Consider the following 17,800-nt stretch of genomic DNA (forward strand, 5'->3'; position numbering starts at 1 on the left):
CCTTATGTATTTGCATATATTGATATGTTATACTACGGAATGTTGTCCGCCAGTTGAAAGGGGTTGCTAAGTATGAGATCCGAGCTTGTATCTCAAGAAAAGAATTTTGTAACTATAAAGGTAGAAATAGAAGCCGATGAGTTTCAAAAGGAAGTTAATAAGGCTGTAAGGAATTTATCACAAAAAGCAAATATTCCCGGCTTCAGAAAAGGGAGAGTTCCTCGCAAAATCTTGGAGATGAGACTTGGTAAAGAGGGACTTCTTTTTGAAGCTCTTGAATCATATATGCCTGCAGCAATAGATCAAATTGTACAAGATTACGAATTAGATCTTATTGACCAGCCAGAGTTAAAAGTTGACAAAATGGAAGAAGGAAGCGACGTTTTAGTCACTTTGATATTTGAGGTTACACCTGAAGTAGAATTGCCTGATTTAGAAACAATAGAGATAGAAAAATTGAAAGTTAATGTTACAGACGAAATGGTTGATGAAGCCATTAAAAATATGCAAAAACAGAATGCTGAGCTAGAAAATGTTGATAGAGCCTCTGAGGATGAGGATGTTGTCGAAGTCGAATATGTAACAAGTGTTCTTGACGAAGATGGCTCTGTCCTTAAATCTCACGACCCTGCCACTGCAGACGTAGACCTTGGTCTCCAGGAATTAAGAGCAGAGGTAAAAGAAGCATTGAAAGGTCATGTAAGTGGTGACAGCGTCTCTGCTACTGTTAATGTTGAGAAAGATTATTCTGATCCCGAAGTTGCAGGGAAACAGGTTCGGTATGATATGACTGTCAAACAGGTTAAAGTCAAGAAGTATCCTGAACTTGATGCTGCTTTCTTTGAGAAGATGCTCGGGAAAGCCGTTGATAACGAGGCAGACTTCCGTGAAGAAGTTAAGAACCGTTTAATTGATCGTATGACACAAGAAAGCGACTCTATGGCAGAGAGTGCCGCTGTTGTTAAAGTAGCTGAGCTTGCCACAGTAGAACTCCCTGAAACATTGGTCAAACGGCAAATTGAGCACATACAGAAAGAAGACGCAGAAAATGCTCAAAAAAGATTCCAGAAAAACATGGATGATGTTTTAGCTGAATCAGGAATGACTCAGGAAGAGTATGATAATAGAGTAAAAGAACAAGCTGAAAAAACAGTTCGACAGTATCTTGTGCTTGATGCGTTATCAGAAGACTTCGAAGTTTCTATTGAAAAAGCCGACTTCGAGTCTGAAGTAGCACCTCTTGCAACAGCATACAACGTAAGCTCTGATAATATTTTAAAGGCTATCTTTAAAGATCAGAATAGAGTTATGGAGATGGGCAATAGAATCCGCTACAAAAAGACAACAAAGGCCTTGCTCGAAAAAATAAAAATTAATGAAGTAGATAAATTAACACCGGCTAAAGCTGAAGAAGAAAAAGCAGAGTAAACACATTATTCTTTCTTAAGGCATTAGCGAAGACAGGTGGTGAAGAATTATGTTAGTGCCAATGGTTATAGAACAAACTGGCAGAGGAGAACGAGCATATGACATTTATAGTCGTCTTCTCAAAGATAGAATTGTCTTTCTAGGAACAGAAATTGACGATACAGTAGCTAATACTGTGGTCGCACAGTTACTTTTTCTTGAAAGTGAAGATCCTGACAAAGATATACATCTTTATATAAACAGCCCGGGGGGAGTCGTCTCTAGCGGTCTCGCTATATATGATACGATGCAATACATAAAGTGCCCTGTTTCCACCATATGTATAGGACAAGCCGCTAGTATGGCTGCCGTGCTTCTTGCGGGAGGAAATGCAGGAAAACGTATAGCATTACCCAACGCAAGAGTCATGCTTCATCAACCTCTTGGTGGGACGCAAGGGCAAGCTACAGACATTGAAATTCACACAAAAGAAATTCTAAAGATACGTGAAAAAATCAATGATATACTTGTCAAGCACACGGGGCAGACACGGAAAAAAATAAAGGCTGATACAGACAGAGACTTTTTTATGTCAGCGGAAGAAGCTCTTGCTTATAATGTAATTGACAAGGTTATTCAATCTAGAGCCTAGAATTTCCCAGAACTGTTGGCCTAAAAATTTTGCTAAGGGAGCCCTTGCGTTGGTGCTCCCTTCTTTCTGTTTCATACCCCCAGTTATAAGGAGGTCTGTGTATGTTTACATACGACGACAAAGAAAAAGGAGAAAACAAAGGGAATTTACGTTGTTCCTTTTGTGGCAAAGGGCAAGATGAAGTTCGAAAACTTATAGCTGGCCCAGGTGTCTATATATGTGACGAATGCGTACATTTATGCAATCTTATTCTTAACGAAGAAGTCAGTGATGAACTCGTTAAAGAGAATAAGTCTTTTACTCTTTCATTAAAAGATACACCTAAACCGGCTGAAGTTAAAACATTTCTTGATCAATATGTTATCGGACAAGATGATGCCAAGAAAACGCTCTCTGTAGCCGTATACAATCACTACAAACGTATCAGTGCACGTCAAGAAGAGGATAGCGACATAGAGCTGCAAAAAAGTAATGTTTTGCTCATCGGACCTACAGGCTCGGGTAAAACACTGTTAGCGCAAAGTCTTGCCAGAAAGCTTAATGTGCCTTTTGCCATGGCTGATGCAACAACATTGACCGAAGCAGGCTATGTTGGAGAGGACGTCGAAAATATTCTTGTGCGGTTACTTCAAGCTGCGGATTATGACGTTCAGGCTGCTGAACGAGGCATTATCTATATAGACGAGCTTGATAAGATAACGCGCAAGTCTGAATCTGCATCGATAACACGCGACGTCTCTGGTGAAGGTGTTCAGCAGGCTCTTTTAAAAATTCTTGAAGGAACTCTTTCAAACGTTCCACCTAAGGGTGGGCGTAAACATCCCTATCAGGACTTTATACAAATCGACACGACAAATATTCTCTTTATTTGTGGCGGAGCATTTGATGGCATAGAAGAAATTATAGGACAGCGCGTCAATAAAAAGAAGATAGGTTTTGGTGGAGAAGTCCTAAGCGTCAAAGATCGACGCAAATACGAACTCATGCGCCAAGTACAGCCCGAAGATCTTATGTCTTTTGGCTTTATCCCAGAACTTATTGGCCGTCTTCCTATTGTTGTTCCTTTAGAGGAACTTGATGAAGACGCATTGGCTCGTATCCTTGTTGAACCTAAAAATGCTCTCATTCGGCAATATCAAAAAACGTTCGAGATAGAAGGCGTTAAGCTTCTTTTTGAACAAGACGCCATTCGTGCCATAGCAGGTCAAGCTCGTAAGAAGAACACTGGAGCACGAGGTTTACGTTCCATAATGGAATACCTTATGCTTGATCTGATGTATGAAATTCCCTCTCGATCGGAAGAAGTTGAGAAAATTATTATAACTAAAGACGTAGTAGAGAAGGGAGCCTCTCCCATTATCAAAATAAAAGGGCAAGAGGAGGTCGCCTAAGTGACGACGAAGGAACCAACGAACGCAGAACATAGCTATATACTTCCTGTTCGAGATCTGGTCCTCTTTCCTGGGGTGATTGTTCCCCTCTATATTGGAAGGCCACGATCTTTGAAAACTGTTGAAAAGGCAAGTCTTGAAGAAAAACCTATATTCGTTGTTACTCAAAAAGATCATTTGACAGAAAACCCCAAATTTGAGGATCTTTACTCAGTGGGAACAATTTGTCATATCCTTCAGATGATACGCATACCTGATGGAACTGTGAAGATTCTTGTAGAGGGAAAGCAACGTGGTTTTTTCAACGAGAGTTTAGAAGAAAAAGAAACTTTCGAAGGACTCGTTTCGACACTATCATGGGATTCAGCTCTTCCAGAAAATATGGAAGCCCTGAAGAGAAGTGTTCTTGAACTTTTTGAAAAATATGTTTCTCTTCATACGAAGATCCCTAAGGAAATAATTGTTTCTATTTCAAATATAGAACACCCTTGTGAAGTAGCAGATATAGTAGCATCGCACCTTCGAATTCAAACCGAGAAAAAGCAGGATTTGCTTGGCATTACCAATCCTGAAAAATATATGAAGGTACTTATAAAGACCTTAATGGAAGAGATTGAGCTTCTTCAGCTAGAGCAATCGATACAGGAACAAGTTCGCCAAAAAATGGAGAAGGGGCATCGCGAATATTATCTTCGAGAGCAATTAAAGATTATCCAAACAGAACTTGGTGAAGAAGACTTCTCTTCTGAAACTGAAAACTTACTAAAAAAAATAGACGCTTCAGATATGCCTAAAGAAGTTCGGGAAAAAGCAAAGCGAGAGGTCGACAGACTTTCTAAGATGCCGCCAATTTCATCGGAAGCCAGTGTTTCAAGAACATACATTGACTGGCTTCTTGCTTTGCCATGGAATACAGTAACAGAAGAGAACCTGGATATATCCAAAGCAAAGAAGATACTTGACGAAGATCACTATGGTCTTGTTAAAGTTAAAGAACGTATACTTGAATTTCTAGCTGTCCGTCAAATGGCAGGAAAAGATGCAAAAGGACAGGTTCTTTGTTTTGTTGGCCCCCCTGGAGTGGGTAAAACTTCTTTGGCAAAATCAATAGCACGAGCTCTTGGCCGCCGTTTTGTCAACTTCTCTCTTGGTGGAATGCGAGACGAAGCTGAAATTCGTGGACACAGAAGAACTTATGTTGGAGCCAGGCCGGGAAGAATTATCCAAAAGATAAAACAGGCAGGCACGAAAAATCCTGTTATGCTCATGGATGAAATTGATAAACTCGGTCAGGATTTTCGAGGCGACCCGGCATCAGCATTGTTAGAGGTGCTAGACCCTGCACAAAATAGTGAATTTACAGACCACTATTTAGAGGCAGCTTTTGATTTGAGTAATGTCATCTTTATTACAACTGCTAACGTTATCCATACTATCCCTGCCCCGTTGTTAGATAGAATGGAAGTTATTAGACTTCCTGGATATGTTGCAGAAGAAAAAGTACATATAGCAAAAAAACATTTATTGCCTCGTTTATTCTCTGAGCATGGCTTAACAGAAGATATGATTCAAATAACACCTAAAGCCATCGAGAAAACAGTTCGAGACTATACTCGGGAAGCTGGGGTTAGGGGCCTGCAAAGAAATTTGGCAACATTGTGCAGAAAAACAACCCTCCATATTATTGAAGAGGGAAAAGATAATTTCCAAGAAAAGATAAAAATTGGCGTTAACGATCTAAAAGACTATTTGGGAGCACCGCGGCTTTATGACGTGCATGTTCCAAAGGAAAAACAGATAGGTACAGTTGTTGGACTCGCCTGGACTGAAAGTGGTGGTGATGTTCTAGTAATCGAAACGGTAAGCATGAGAGGAAAGGGAGACATCATCCTTACTGGCAATTTAGGGAACATTATGCAGGAATCCGCTCAAACCGCTTTAGGTTTTTTAAGGGCGCATAGTACTTCTTTGGGAATAGATCACATCAACTGGAAAAATATCGATATCCACATTCATGTTCCAGAAGGAGCGATTCCAAAAGATGGCCCATCAGCTGGAGTCACAATGGCTGTAGCCATGCTTTCTGTTTTAAGTGGAAGAAAGATTCTTCCAGGTGTTGCTATGACAGGTGAAATATCCCTACAAGGGAAGGTTCTTCCAGTTGGAGGAATACGAGAAAAGATACTGGCGGCAAAACGACAAAAAGTTTTTCAGATCATACTGCCAAGTGCAAATAAAATCGATATAGAAGAAATGGAGCAGTGGGTAACTCAAGATCTGACATTCCATTTTGCTGACTGTGCTTCTGATGTGTTCGACATTGCTTTAGAACGGAGATAAGAATGAACATAAGATGGAAAGCAGAGTTGTCAACTACAGCCTTTAATCAAAAACAATTTCCGCCAGAAAGCCTCCCCGAAATAGCTTTTGCGGGACGATCTAATGTAGGGAAATCGATGTTGCTTAATGTCCTTATGGAGCGTAAACTCGCACATGTCGGAGGGACTCCAGGAAAAACTCGAAGTGTTAATTTTTATAAAATCAAGGCTGATAAAGAATTTTTTCTTGTAGATTTACCTGGTTATGGTTATGCTGCTAGGGGTTATAAAGAAAAGGAACAATGGGCAGCGCTTATTGGACAATATATAACGCAAAGAGCTAGTCTACGTTTACTTGTTCATCTTGTAGATTTTCGCCACGGTTTGCTAAAAAAAGACAGAGAACTGCAAGATTGGGTTTCTCAAACAGAAGTCCCAGTGCTCGTTGTTTTCACGAAAGCAGATAAAATATCGAAGGGGCGTCATACAGGCCTGTTGCATACTTATATTAGGCAGGGGCTTAAATCTATTGAAGTTCCTTTTATTGTTTCAGCTCAATCTAAGTCAGGAATAATAGAATTGCGACAGTTCTTGACAAATTATCTCAATAGAGAGTAAATACTTTAAATTCCGAGTACGTAAAAGATCTAACGGAGGGGGACTTTCAATGGCAACTCGTACAAAAGAAATTGCAAAAAATTACGATCCAACGCCCATTGAGGATAAATGGTATTCATGGTGGCTAAAAACGGGACTTTTTCATGCTGAAGTAGATCCATCTAAAGAGGCTTTTTCAATTGTTATACCTCCTCCTAATGTTACTGGCTCTCTTCACATGGGACATGCTTTCAACAACACATTCCAAGACATTGTTTGTCGATATAAAAGAATGAATGGTTATAACGTTTTATGGCTGCCTGGAACAGACCATGCTGGAATCGCCACTCAGAATGTGGTAGAACGAAATCTTGCCAAAGATGGCATATCAAGACACGATCTCGGCCGTGAAGAATTTGTAAATAAAGTTTGGGAATGGAAAGAGGAGTACGGCAATAGGATCCTTGAACAAATGAAAAAGCTTGGGAACTCTTGCGATTGGGACAGAGAAAGATTTACCCTTGATGAAGGTCTCTCTCGTGCTGTTCGCACTGTTTTCGTTCGTCTTTACAAAAAAGGTCTTATATATAAGGGTCGTTATATTATTAACTGGTGCCCTCGCTGTCACACCGCTCTTTCTGATATCGAAGTGGAACACGAAGATGTTAAAGGACATTTTTACTATGTAAAATATCCCTTTGTTGAGGGAGAAGGCGCTCTTATTGTAGCTACAACACGCCCAGAAACCATACTGGGAGATGTAGCAATAGCTGTCCATCCAAGAGCAGAAAAATATAGTCATCTTATTGGCAAAAAAGTCCGTGTTCCTCTTACAGATCGAGAAATACCTATTATTGAAGATATTATGGTTGATCCAGAATTTGGAACAGGATGCGTAAAGATTACTCCTGCCCACGATCCTAACGACTTCCTTGTTGGACAACGCCATAATCTTGAGCAGATTCAGGTAATCGATGCTGATGGTTTTATGAATGAAAATGCACCTTCCTATAAGGGGCTTTCAGTACTGGAAGCTAGAGAACGTGTTGTAGAAGACCTTAAATCGCAAGGATTTATAGAGAAAATTGAGGAAATGGATCATTCTGTAGGTCACTGCTATCGCTGCCATACAGTGGTAGAACCATACCTTTCAGAGCAATGGTTCGTTAAAGCAAAACCTTTAGCCGATGCAGGAATAAAAGCTGTAGAAAATGGAGACATAAAATGGATTCCCGAGCAATGGCAAAAGATTTATTACCAGTGGATGGAAAATATCCGTGATTGGTGTATTTCAAGGCAGTTGTGGTGGGGACATCGTATTCCCGCATGGACTTGCGATGATTGCGGACATATTACAGTGGCTGAGGAAGATCCTTCAGTTTGCGAAAAATGTGGAAGTTCTCATATCCATCAGGATGAGGATGTTCTTGATACTTGGTTCAGTAGTGCTTTATGGCCTTTCTCAACACTAGGATGGCCTGACAACACTGAAGAACTTAAATATTTCTATCCTACATCTCTGCTCGTAACTGCATTCGATATTATTTTCTTCTGGGTTGCAAGAATGATTATGATGGGCCTTGAATTCCAAGAAAAGGAGCCTTTCAAGGAAGTATATATTCATGCTCTTATAAGAGATGAAGACGGTCATAAAATGAGCAAATCTAAGGGCAATGTTATTGATCCTCTTACCATGATCGACAAATATGGAGCAGATGCCCTCCGTCTCACCCTCGCAGCACTGACTGTACAGGGACGCGATATACTATTAAGCACAAACAAAATCGAAACATATCGTCTCTTCATGAATAAACTTTGGAATGCGAGCCGCTTTGCTCTCATGAATCTCGAAGATGATTGTGCAGTTAAGCCGCTTCCAAAGAAAGAAAACATGAGACTTCATGATCAGTGGATTCTAACACGGACACAAAACGTCATCGAAGAAATCAGTAAGCTTCTTGACGGGTATTTCGTCGGAGAAGCAGCGAGAATGATGTACGATTTCATTTGGGGAGACCTTTGTGACTGGTATCTTGAAATGTCTAAACCTGCTCTTAGGGGAGACGAAGGAGAATCGAGAGTAAGGGATACTCAAGCCATTGTTGAATATGTATTCCAAACAGTATTAAAGCTCATCCACCCCTTCATTCCCTTCGCCACTGAAGAGCTATGGCATACCTTTGGTTTCAGCGACGAATCTATAGAACGTTCTGATTGGCCTAAAGCTTCGGATGATATGAAATTTGATAACTCTCTGGTAGAAATGGCGACTCTTCAAGAGGTTATACGCATTATCAGAAACTTGAGGGCAGAAGCTCATGTTGCTCCCCAGCAGAGAGTAGAGCGCGTTATCCTTCAAACAAATAATGAACCGTTAACGGTTCTCGTTAAAGATAATATGGATATGATCTCTCTCTTGGCCAAAGTTGAACGAGTCGACATTATTTCAGATAATGAAGAGAAACCACACGGATGTCTTGCATCTGTTATGAGCTCTGGAGAAGTTAGTTTAGAAGTGGGAAGCCTTCTTGACATAGATGCTGAAATTTTACGTCTGGAGCAAGAACTTAAAAATCTGGAAAAAGACATGCAGAAGATGGAGAAAAAGTTAGCTAATAAAAACTTCACATCTAAGGCTCCCGAAGAAGTAGTAGAAAAAGAAAGAACTCGTTTAGAAGAAAACAAAAATCACTATCAGAGAATTTTAGATAATATAGCGAGTTTAAAAAGGTCATAATAATGAACGAACGATCACGTTACATTGAAATAGAAAATCAACTGGAACAAATTTCAAGCCCGGGTATTCACCCGGGCTTGGAGCGTATTTCGAGATTGTTTGAATGCTTGGGGCACCCAGAAAAAAGTTTTCCTGCTATACATATAGTAGGAACAAATGGGAAAGGATCCACTTCAGCATACATAGAATCTATTTTGCGGGAATCCGGTATGCGAACAGCGATGTATACCAGTCCGCATCTTGTTCATATGGGGGAGCGGCTCCTTATAAACGGTCATGCACTTTCATGTGAAAAATGGGAAGAAGCTGCCCAAAAAGTAATAAGCACTGTTAAAGAAAATGCCCAATTAGCTTTAGATCCTCCTACATATTTTGAAATTTTCACTGCAACAGCTTTTCTTTTAATCGCATCTTTTGATGTTGATATAGCCGTTATAGAAGCTGGAATGGGGGGAAGACTCGATGCAACCAATACCCTTGGCAACGTCCTTCTGACAATAATAACCCCTATCTCAAAAGATCATATGGAATATTTAGGAGATACTCTTGAAGCTATAGCTATGGAAAAATTTGCTGTTATCCGTAAAGGCGTTCCAGCTCTTTTTGCAGGAGGATCACACACTCTCTGTAGTCTTTTCAAAACTGAATGCCTAAAAAAAGAAACTCAAGGAGTAATTGTTCCTGAAACATATACAGTCTCAACAAAAAATGTATCGCTTCAAGGAGCAACGTTTACGTTGACACATAACAACGGAAACGTTTACGCAGACATTCATACTCCATTAATTGGGACTCATCAAATAGCCAATAGTGCAGTAGCGCTTGCATCTATGGACATATTGAGAAACAAGATGGATAAGATAACGGAACAATCCATACGAAGGGGATTGGCTAAAACTTGTTGGCCTGGAAGAATGGAACTTATAAAACATACGCCGCCAATCATACTTGATGGAGCACACAATGATGACGGAATCACAAAACTCGTAGAAAGTTTAAAGACACTTGGCATAAATAATGACAAAGAAAAACTTGCTATAGTATATGCCTCTATGAAAGACAAGGAACATGATATCGCTTTAAAAAAATTAAGTGGACTCAAACCTCATCTTTTCTGCACTGAAGTCCCAGAGATGGAACGTTCCGCTAAAGCAGAATTCTTAAGAAAAGAGGCATTGCAGTATACTTGGGCTTCCACACCTAAAGGTATTTCAGACCCACGTGAAGCCATTTATAATGCTTGTCAAGATAGCTCCATCGTCGTTTGTTGCGGCAGCCTTTACCTTATCGGATATATAAAGTCTTTTATTCTTCAGGAAGCTACTTTTTGCAATGAGCTCTAAAGGATTTATTCTACAAGAAAAAGAAGGACATTATATCCTTGAATATCTATGCCCGAAAGAAAACGTATTTTTCTCTGCGCGTCTTTTTATGAGGGGAAATGGCATAACTAAAGCAATGGGAGATCCTGCGCTTTCTCGAGAAGCTGTTTATTCCCTTTTAAAAGAAAATAGCGATAAAAAATTTATAGCTCCCCAACAAGTACACGGAATCAATATCCTCACAGAGGAAGACTCTTTTTGCATTCCCAATAGACCTGCGGCCGATGGCCTGTTTTTAACAAATTCCTGTTACGAAGGAAGCCTTCGTTTTGCAGATTGTGTACCTGTCATACTTGCATCGCCGCTTCCTCGTCCGTGGGTGTTACTTCTTCATTCAGGGTATAAGGGAACCGTTCAAAACATCGCAGGAAACGGACTAGACTACGTTGCTCAAAAGATGGATCTTGACTTGAAACGTGTTTATGCATGGATAGGACCTGGAATAAGTAAAGAATTTTATTATCGTAGTCAAAATGATGATTGGACGACTTTAGGTCAGAGAGAAATTTCATCTAACCATTGGCAAAAGGTAGATGAGCGTGTATATTTTGATCTGCCTGGAGCCATAGAAACTCAGCTAAGAGAAAAGAAGCTCTTGGAAGCAAATATAACAATGATACCTTTCTGTTCATATAGAGACAGTAAATATTGTTATTCTTATCGAAAAAATGATAAGCGCGAGCGAATGTTTCTCTTGGCATCGTTGTCAGAAAAAGAATGTTCATGCCATTTTCACCATTCTTCATGTGACAATATAAAAGAAGGCTTATAGAGTAACACTGAAAAAGTTGCGAGGAGTGATCCCAAAATGGACCTACAACGTGTAGGCGTAATAGGTGTGGGGCATCTGGGGCAACACCATGCTAGAGTATATACCGAGCTTCTCGGCACACAACTGGTGGGAGTTGTTGATGAGAATGAAGCCCGAGCTGTTGCTATAGGAGATAACCTTGGTGTTCCATATTATTCAGATTTCGACGAATTTATCGAAAAAGCACGACCAGACGCTATAAGTGTAGTGGTACCCACATGTCTTCATTATGAAATAGCGAAAAAAGCGTTAGAAAATGGTATTCATGTTCTTATTGAAAAACCAGTTACTACTACTGTCAGTGAAGCTGAAGACCTTCTTAATGTCGCAGCAAAAAGAGATTTAGTTCTTCAGGTTGGACACATAGAAAGATTTAACAGCGCCGTTCAATATACATCTAAAATTGTCCATGAACCTCTTTTTCTCCAATCGCGTCGTTTAGGTCCCTTTTCTTCGCGAATTAGTGATGTAGGCGTTGTACTTGATCTAATGATTCACGATATTGATATTATTTTGTCTATGGTTCATTCTGAAATTGCCAATATTTCAGCAACAGGACGCTGTATTCGTACGAACCATGAAGATATAGCCTCAGCTCAAATTTCTTTTACTAATGGAGCAATGGCACATATCTTAGTAAGTCGAGTTTCAGAACGCCGTCTTAGACAGCTTGAAATCATGGAACCGGAGCGATATTTAACGATTAACTATGAAACTCAAGATGTATCAATTAACAGATGCGTGCGACATGAAAACGGGAACCTCGTAGAAGTAATAGAGCATCCTGTATTTCCTAAGAGTGAGCCTCTTAAATTAGAACTTCAACATTTTGTAACCTGCGTAAGAGAAGGGAAACAGCCTCTGGTAGGAATAATGGACGGTAAAAGAGCTTTAGAAGTAGCTGTCTCCGTTCTCAAACAAATTCATCAAAGTACGGAACAAGAAGAATTGACTATACGTGGCTAGTAAAAATATCCTCGGGCCGAAGGTTTTTCCTTCGGCCTTTTCTTTTTTCTATTTTTATCATTTTTATTTTATAGTTAAAATTATCACAATATATTTTATTGGCGATTTTGTGGTTTCATATGAGTTACACTTTACTTGTTTTTGATAAAATATCTTTATTCAATATTTTTATTAAAGAGGGATTCTAATGCCAACTGAAAATATAAATGCACTTATGGCTCTTGGAATGTTTATTGGGGCTCTCCTTGTCGCTAGGCTCGTTGTCAAAATAGGAAGAGGGGAACTTCCTGGCGGCAAACTATGGATCTTCTATCTCCGCATGCTCTTGGGTTTTCTGCTTGCAGGTGCGATAATGTTAGGTTTCTATTCTTTCGTGGGGGTGAAGTAGAGTAATGAACAAACTATCAAAATATCTTACACTTTTTTTTCTCTTTTTTGCATCGTTCTTTTTTTTATCTTTACCAGCTTCTGCACTTACCACGGCTAAACGCCAGGAAGCGGAAAAATATTTTTTTGATGCATATCTATCCTATGTGCATTCAGACTATTGGAAGTCATGTATCGCCCTTGATAAAGCCTTAAATTTAAACACATATATGGTTGATTACTATTTCCTTAAGGGATTAAATCTTCAGCGAATGGGTCTTCTCGAAGAAGCAAAACGCTCTTTTCGTTACTATCTTGAAGTAAGACCTCAAGATCAAGTTGCACATCGGCTTGTTGAAGACATTACGAATGAAACAAAATACCTCGAAACGTACCTAAATGGGAAACATGAAGAAAATCAGTGGATTATTACTTCTCAAAATATAAAAGAGTCTTTCAATCTTCCTGTCTTTGAGATTTTAAATATAAAAGGTCTTGGAAAAACAATATCTTTTAACAACACTATCCTATTGACTGATCAAATAGGTAACACTCTATCAATAGTAAACGTATCTAATGGGACAAAAGAATCTGTATCTTTGGATGAACCCGTTACATCATTATTTGCTACCCCTGACTCTTTTTTAGTTTTTAGTCGTAAGGGGGAAATTGATCAAATTACACGCAACAATAATGAAATAAAAGTTAACAAAGTTTATCAATTGTCACATATGATATCTGATGCTACTTGGATTTCTGAAAGGGAAATTGCAATTACAGATGCAAGTAACCGTCAAATTATCTTTTTAAGCTATCCTGACTTTAAAATAAGAAAGACGTGGCAACCTTCTTTAGAGGGCCTTTTTGAGCCTGTTGCCATTGACGTTTATGGACAATTCTTAGCTATAGCAGATAGAAATAATGAGCGCATTATCATATATAATACTGAAACAGGTGAAAATACCTGCTTTTCATCACGCCAGCCTCGAGATATTCAGTGGGGCATTGATGGAAGTCTGTTTGTCATATCTGATGAAGGTCAATTATCCAATAACATTATTGATTTTAATCGTCTCGACCTTTCCCAAGCAACAGAATGTGGAATTTTCCCTGGAGCATGGACCTTATTCAGAATGAGAGATAAAATTGGTATACTTGACGTTGCCGGTTATTCATATTGGGAAACATATCCGGTGCCTCTTGTTTCTGCTGCTTCTGGCTTTTTCTCTGTTTCGCACCCTGATGTCCTTCAAAGCGATGACTCTACCGTGTTAACCCTACAGGGAACATTCTTGACGCCCTTTACCAGTTATGTAAAAAACAATGTATTTGTCGCTTCTGCTATTTGGAATGAGCAGACATTAAAACCGGTAGTCTCATATCCACTTCCTGTAGAATATGACAATATAGCAATGATTGAAGCTCCCTTGGAGCAAGACCTCGATCAAAAATTGAATTTAATCTGGAATGATAAAAAACCTTTCCTTCGACATATTGTAGTATCGAATGCTTTTACTCTCTCTAAAGAGGATGCTTTAACACTTACATCTTTCTGCATACATAATGGCGTTACTCTTTCTTTCTTTATCTCCGATAAAAATGCAACTTTATGGATGGAGCGCGCCGCTAGCTTGACAGGTGGAATAGTAGCGCCTTCTTTGGAACTTGCACAAAGTTTTGAACCTCAAAACGATTTTCTTCAATTATCGCTAGTCTTACCACAGAGTCCGGAAATATCTGGATATCCTGATCAATCGATGCTTGCTCTTTATATGGATGTCGGCTTACTGCAAACTCGAGATTGGTTACCGCTTTGTCCAAATTTAATTCAAAATAAAAAATAAGAACCGTAAAGGAATAAGCTTTTCGGGAGAGAGATTTTTATTTATGGGAGGCGAGTTATCGTGACTGATGATAAGAAAAATATCCCCGAAATAATGGAACAAAGAAAAAAATATGAAGCAAAAGTAGAAAAAGTATTGGAAAAACGGCCAGAACGCCGAAAGGAATTCCACACAGGTGGAAATTTACATTTGAAGAGGGTTTATGACCCCTCTGATCTTAAAGATTTTAACTATGTACAAGATCTCAACTATCCTGGCGAATATCCTTTTACACGAGGTGTTCAGCCCACGTTATACCGAGGACGCCTTTGGACAATGCGTCAGTATGCCGGTTTTGGAAATGCTGAAGAATCAAATGAAAGATATCGGTATCTTCTTTCACAGGGAACAACAGGACTTTCAGTAGCTTTTGATTTGCCCACACAGATCGGCTATGATTCTGACCATCCTATGGCTCAGGGAGAATGCGGAAAAGTAGGAGTGGCCATTGATAGCCTTGCCGATATGGAAGTTTTATTCAATGAAATTCCTTTAGACAAAGTGTCTACTTCCATGACAATCAACGCTCCAGCAAGCGTGCTTCTTGCTATGTATATTTGCGTTGGGGAAAAACAAGGAGTTCCTGCAAACCAATTAGCTGGAACCATTCAAAATGATATTTTGAAGGAGTATATAGCTAGAGGAACATATATATTCCCACCTAAGCCATCCATGCGTCTTATTACGGACATCTTCGAATTCTGCAGTAAAAATGTTCCTAAATGGAATACTATTTCAATTTCCGGGTATCACATCCGAGAAGCAGGTAGTACAGCAGCACAAGAAATAGCCTTTACGTTGGCAGACGGTATTGCCTATGTTGAGGCAGCAAAGAAAAAGGGACTTGATCCTAACGTATTCGGAAAACGTCTTTCCTTCTTCTTCAACGCTCATAATGATTTCCTCGAAGAAGTGGCAAAATACCGAGCTGCACGGAGAATGTGGGCTCAAATTATGAAAGAACGTTTTGGCGTTACTGATCAAAAAGCTCAGACCCTTCGTTTCCATACTCAAACAGGTGGGTCAACCCTTACAGCACAACAGCCCGAAAACAACATAGTACGAGTAACGTTACAGGCTCTTGCTGCAGTATTAGGTGGTACCCAGTCGCTACATACCAATAGTATGGATGAAGCATTGGCACTGCCCTCTGAAAAGAGCGTAGGCATAGCATTGAAAACACAGCAAATCATTGCCTATGAATCAGGCGTGGCCAATACTATTGATCCTCTTGCAGGCAGCTATGTCATTGAAAGTCTGACAAATGAAATTCAACAGAAAGCTGAAGAATATATTAATCAAATTGATGATATGGGTGGAATGCTTGTTGCCATAGAAAAAGGATATGTGCAAAAACATATACAGGATGCAGCATATGCATATCAAAGAGCTATCGAAACAAACGACGCTATTGTCGTAGGTGTAAACAAGTTCCAGATTGAAGAAAACAACAAAGATATGAAACTTCTCAAAGTCGACGAAACTGTGGGAGAGCGCCAAATTAAAAATCTGAAGAAAATGAAAGAAAATCGCGATAATATCAAAGTTCATGACACATTAGAAGCTATACGTAAAGCCGCACGCGATGAATCTCAAAATATGATGCCCCTTATTATTGATGCTGTTCGAAATTATGCTACTGAGGGTGAAATTTGCGGGATTCTGAGGGAAGAATTTGGAGAATATACGGAAAATATCATTTTGTAACTGGAGGAATGAGTTATGGCTGAGAAAAAAATCCGAGTTGTAATAGCAAAACCAGGCCTTGATGGTCATGATAGGGGCGCAAAAGTAGTTGCAAGAGCCCTTCGTGATGCCGGCATGGAAGTTATCTATACAGGCCTCCGCCAAACCCCTGAACAGATTGTCGATACGGCAATCCAGGAAGACGCTGACGCTATAGGTATTAGCATTCTCTCAGGAGCACATAGTTTCTATTTCTCAAAGATTATTAGCCTCTTAAAAGATAATAACGCTAGTGACATTATTGTTTTTGGAGGAGGCGTCATACCTGAAAGTGATATCCCATCTCTTTTGGAAATGGGGGCCGGAGCAATTTTTGGACCTGGCACTCCAACTTCTGTGTGTGCTAAATGGCTTGAAAAAGCTGTAGCTGAAAAAAGGCAGAAAGAGACTGTTTAGCTGTGAGCTTGCTTGCAGAAAAAGCTTTACATGGTGATATCAGGGCTTTAGCCAGAATAATCTCTCTCGTTGAAAACGAAGCACCAGAAACCGAAGAGATTATGAAGTATCTATATCCCCATACAGGCAAGGCGCTTGTCATAGGGATAACGGGCAGTCCAGGTGCAGGGAAAAGCACTTTAGTTGACAAACTAATATCCGAATTTAGGAAAAAGGACAAGTCAGTTGGAATTATTGCAGTTGATCCATCAAGTCCCTTTAGCGGGGGAGCCATACTTGCAGACCGAATTCGTATGCAACGCCATGCCAATGATAAAGATGTTTTTATCCGCAGCATGGGAACACGTGGTTCTCTTGGTGGTGTCAGCCGCAGTACAAGGGAAGCTGTTAAAATTCTTGATGCCTGTGGGAAAGATGTTATTCTGATAGAAACAGTAGGTGTGGGACAATCAGAAATAGACATCGTCAAATTGGCAGATACTGTTTGTTTGGTACTTGTCCCCGGCATGGGTGATGATATTCAAATTATGAAAGCTGGCATTATGGAGATTGCTGATGTTTTTGTCGTTAATAAAGCAGATCGGCCAGGTGCCGAAAAGATAGTGGCAGAAGTCAAACTTATGCTTGATCTTATTGGTAAAACAGCGTGGTACCCACCTATCAATATGACCGTAGCTGAAAAGGGAGACGGGGTAGCTGAACTTGTAGAAGGCATCGAAAAACATCACGAATTCCTTAAAGAGAGTGCTCAAGGCTTAAGAAAACAAAAAAACAAAGTGGTTGAAGAAGTAAGAGAAATCCTCAGTCGTGATATTGCTAAAAAAGTTGAAAAAGCCTGGCAAAACCAAGGGACTAATGAACACATCGAAGCCATACTTGAAAAAGAGACAGACCCCTATACCGTTGCACATGCAATATTACACGACGTTGTAAAAAATGAAGGATAGAAAGAGAGGGGGCAACTAGAGTTATGACGAATCGGAGTATCGAAGAACTTTGTGCAGAATTGGATCGCAAGCGCGCCGAGGCCCAGCAGGGCGGTGGAGCGAAGGCCATAGAGAAGCAGCGATCGAAGGGGAAGGGGACAGCGCGCGATCGTATCGCGCAGCTTCTTGATGAAGGGACCTTTATCGAACTCGACGAGCTGG

14 protein-coding genes are annotated in these 17,800 nt (G+C 39.9%); all 14 read left to right on the forward strand.

The genetic code is table 11. The features are described from left to right. Positions 1-72 precede the first annotated feature (72 nt). The 14 genes from tig to meaB all read left to right on the forward strand — a co-directional run bounded on the left by tig (position 73) and on the right by meaB (position 17,599). The gene (gene tig, locus VB083_RS03780; protein WP_213691830.1) at positions 73-1,428 is read left to right on the forward strand and encodes a trigger factor; all 1,356 of its coding nucleotides are present in this window, start codon (positions 73-75) and stop codon (positions 1,426-1,428) included. 49 nt (positions 1,429-1,477) lie between these two features. Beyond that, positions 1,478-2,059 (forward strand): ATP-dependent Clp endopeptidase proteolytic subunit ClpP, encoded by a 582-nt coding sequence (gene clpP, locus VB083_RS03785; protein WP_213691831.1) that lies wholly within the window; start codon positions 1,478-1,480, stop codon positions 2,057-2,059. A 101-nt stretch (positions 2,060-2,160) separates the two neighbouring features. After that, a complete protein-coding gene (gene clpX, locus VB083_RS03790) occupies positions 2,161-3,450 on the forward strand; it encodes an ATP-dependent Clp protease ATP-binding subunit ClpX (protein WP_213691832.1) in 1,290 nt (429 codons plus the stop codon). Continuing rightward, a complete protein-coding gene (lon, locus tag VB083_RS03795; RefSeq protein WP_213691833.1) occupies positions 3,451-5,790 on the forward strand; it encodes an endopeptidase La in 2,340 nt (779 codons plus the stop codon). It abuts the gene before it with no gap. 2 nt (positions 5,791-5,792) lie between these two features. Next, a complete protein-coding gene (gene yihA, locus VB083_RS03800) occupies positions 5,793-6,386 on the forward strand; it encodes a ribosome biogenesis GTP-binding protein YihA/YsxC (RefSeq protein WP_213691834.1) in 594 nt (197 codons plus the stop codon). A gap of 49 nt (positions 6,387-6,435) precedes the next feature. Further along, positions 6,436-9,102, forward strand: coding sequence for a valine--tRNA ligase (locus VB083_RS03805; protein WP_213699629.1), 2,667 nt, complete (start codon positions 6,436-6,438; stop codon positions 9,100-9,102). Positions 9,103-9,104: 2 nt separating this feature from the next. After that, positions 9,105-10,445, forward strand: a complete 1,341-nt coding sequence (locus VB083_RS03810) for a bifunctional folylpolyglutamate synthase/dihydrofolate synthase (RefSeq protein ID WP_213691836.1) — start codon at positions 9,105-9,107, stop codon at positions 10,443-10,445. Then, positions 10,435-11,256: a polyphenol oxidase family protein gene (locus VB083_RS03815; protein WP_323401758.1), complete on the forward strand. Its 822-nt coding sequence runs from the start codon at positions 10,435-10,437 to the stop codon at positions 11,254-11,256. The genes VB083_RS03810 and VB083_RS03815 overlap by 11 nt, the downstream gene beginning before the upstream one ends. A gap of 36 nt (positions 11,257-11,292) precedes the next feature. Continuing rightward, positions 11,293-12,261 (forward strand): Gfo/Idh/MocA family protein, encoded by a 969-nt coding sequence (locus tag VB083_RS03820; RefSeq protein WP_213696140.1) that lies wholly within the window; start codon positions 11,293-11,295, stop codon positions 12,259-12,261. Positions 12,262-12,448: 187 nt separating this feature from the next. Further along, a complete protein-coding gene (locus VB083_RS03825) occupies positions 12,449-12,649 on the forward strand; it encodes a flagellar biosynthesis protein FliR (RefSeq protein WP_213690895.1) in 201 nt (66 codons plus the stop codon). Positions 12,650-12,653: 4 nt separating this feature from the next. Then, positions 12,654-14,471: a hypothetical protein gene (locus tag VB083_RS03830; protein WP_213690894.1), complete on the forward strand. Its 1,818-nt coding sequence runs from the start codon at positions 12,654-12,656 to the stop codon at positions 14,469-14,471. A gap of 93 nt (positions 14,472-14,564) precedes the next feature. After that, on the forward strand, positions 14,565-16,217 hold the full coding sequence (locus VB083_RS03835) for an acyl-CoA mutase large subunit family protein (RefSeq protein WP_213690897.1): 1,653 nt from the start codon (positions 14,565-14,567) through the stop codon (positions 16,215-16,217). 15 nt (positions 16,218-16,232) lie between these two features. Further along, complete coding sequence (locus tag VB083_RS03840; protein ID WP_213690893.1) at positions 16,233-16,652, forward strand: cobalamin B12-binding domain-containing protein; 420 nt, start codon at positions 16,233-16,235, stop codon at positions 16,650-16,652. A 2-nt stretch (positions 16,653-16,654) separates the two neighbouring features. After that, entirely contained in the window at positions 16,655-17,599 is a 945-nt protein-coding gene (gene meaB / locus VB083_RS03845) for a methylmalonyl Co-A mutase-associated GTPase MeaB (RefSeq protein ID WP_213690892.1), read from the forward strand. Positions 17,600-17,800: the final 201 nt, after the last annotated feature.

Source organism: Aminobacterium sp. (assembly GCF_034926885.1).
Classification (GTDB): Bacteria; Synergistota; Synergistia; order Synergistales; family Aminobacteriaceae; genus Aminobacterium.

Coding starts and splice junctions, on each gene's coding strand:
- tig (WP_213691830.1), top strand. CDS start 73: ATGAGATCCGAGCTTGTATCTCAAGAAAAGAATTTTGTAACTATAAAG.
- clpP (WP_213691831.1), top strand. CDS start 1,478: ATGTTAGTGCCAATGGTTATAGAACAAACTGGCAGAGGAGAACGAGCA.
- clpX (WP_213691832.1), top strand. CDS start 2,161: ATGTTTACATACGACGACAAAGAAAAAGGAGAAAACAAAGGGAATTTA.
- yihA (WP_213691834.1), top strand. CDS start 5,793: ATGAACATAAGATGGAAAGCAGAGTTGTCAACTACAGCCTTTAATCAA.
- VB083_RS03805 (WP_213699629.1), top strand. CDS start 6,436: ATGGCAACTCGTACAAAAGAAATTGCAAAAAATTACGATCCAACGCCC.
- VB083_RS03810 (WP_213691836.1), top strand. CDS start 9,105: ATGAACGAACGATCACGTTACATTGAAATAGAAAATCAACTGGAACAA.
- VB083_RS03815 (WP_323401758.1), top strand. CDS start 10,435: ATGAGCTCTAAAGGATTTATTCTACAAGAAAAAGAAGGACATTATATC.
- VB083_RS03820 (WP_213696140.1), top strand. CDS start 11,293: ATGGACCTACAACGTGTAGGCGTAATAGGTGTGGGGCATCTGGGGCAA.
- VB083_RS03825 (WP_213690895.1), top strand. CDS start 12,449: ATGCCAACTGAAAATATAAATGCACTTATGGCTCTTGGAATGTTTATT.
- VB083_RS03830 (WP_213690894.1), top strand. CDS start 12,654: ATGAACAAACTATCAAAATATCTTACACTTTTTTTTCTCTTTTTTGCA.
- VB083_RS03835 (WP_213690897.1), top strand. CDS start 14,565: ATGGAACAAAGAAAAAAATATGAAGCAAAAGTAGAAAAAGTATTGGAA.
- VB083_RS03840 (WP_213690893.1), top strand. CDS start 16,233: ATGGCTGAGAAAAAAATCCGAGTTGTAATAGCAAAACCAGGCCTTGAT.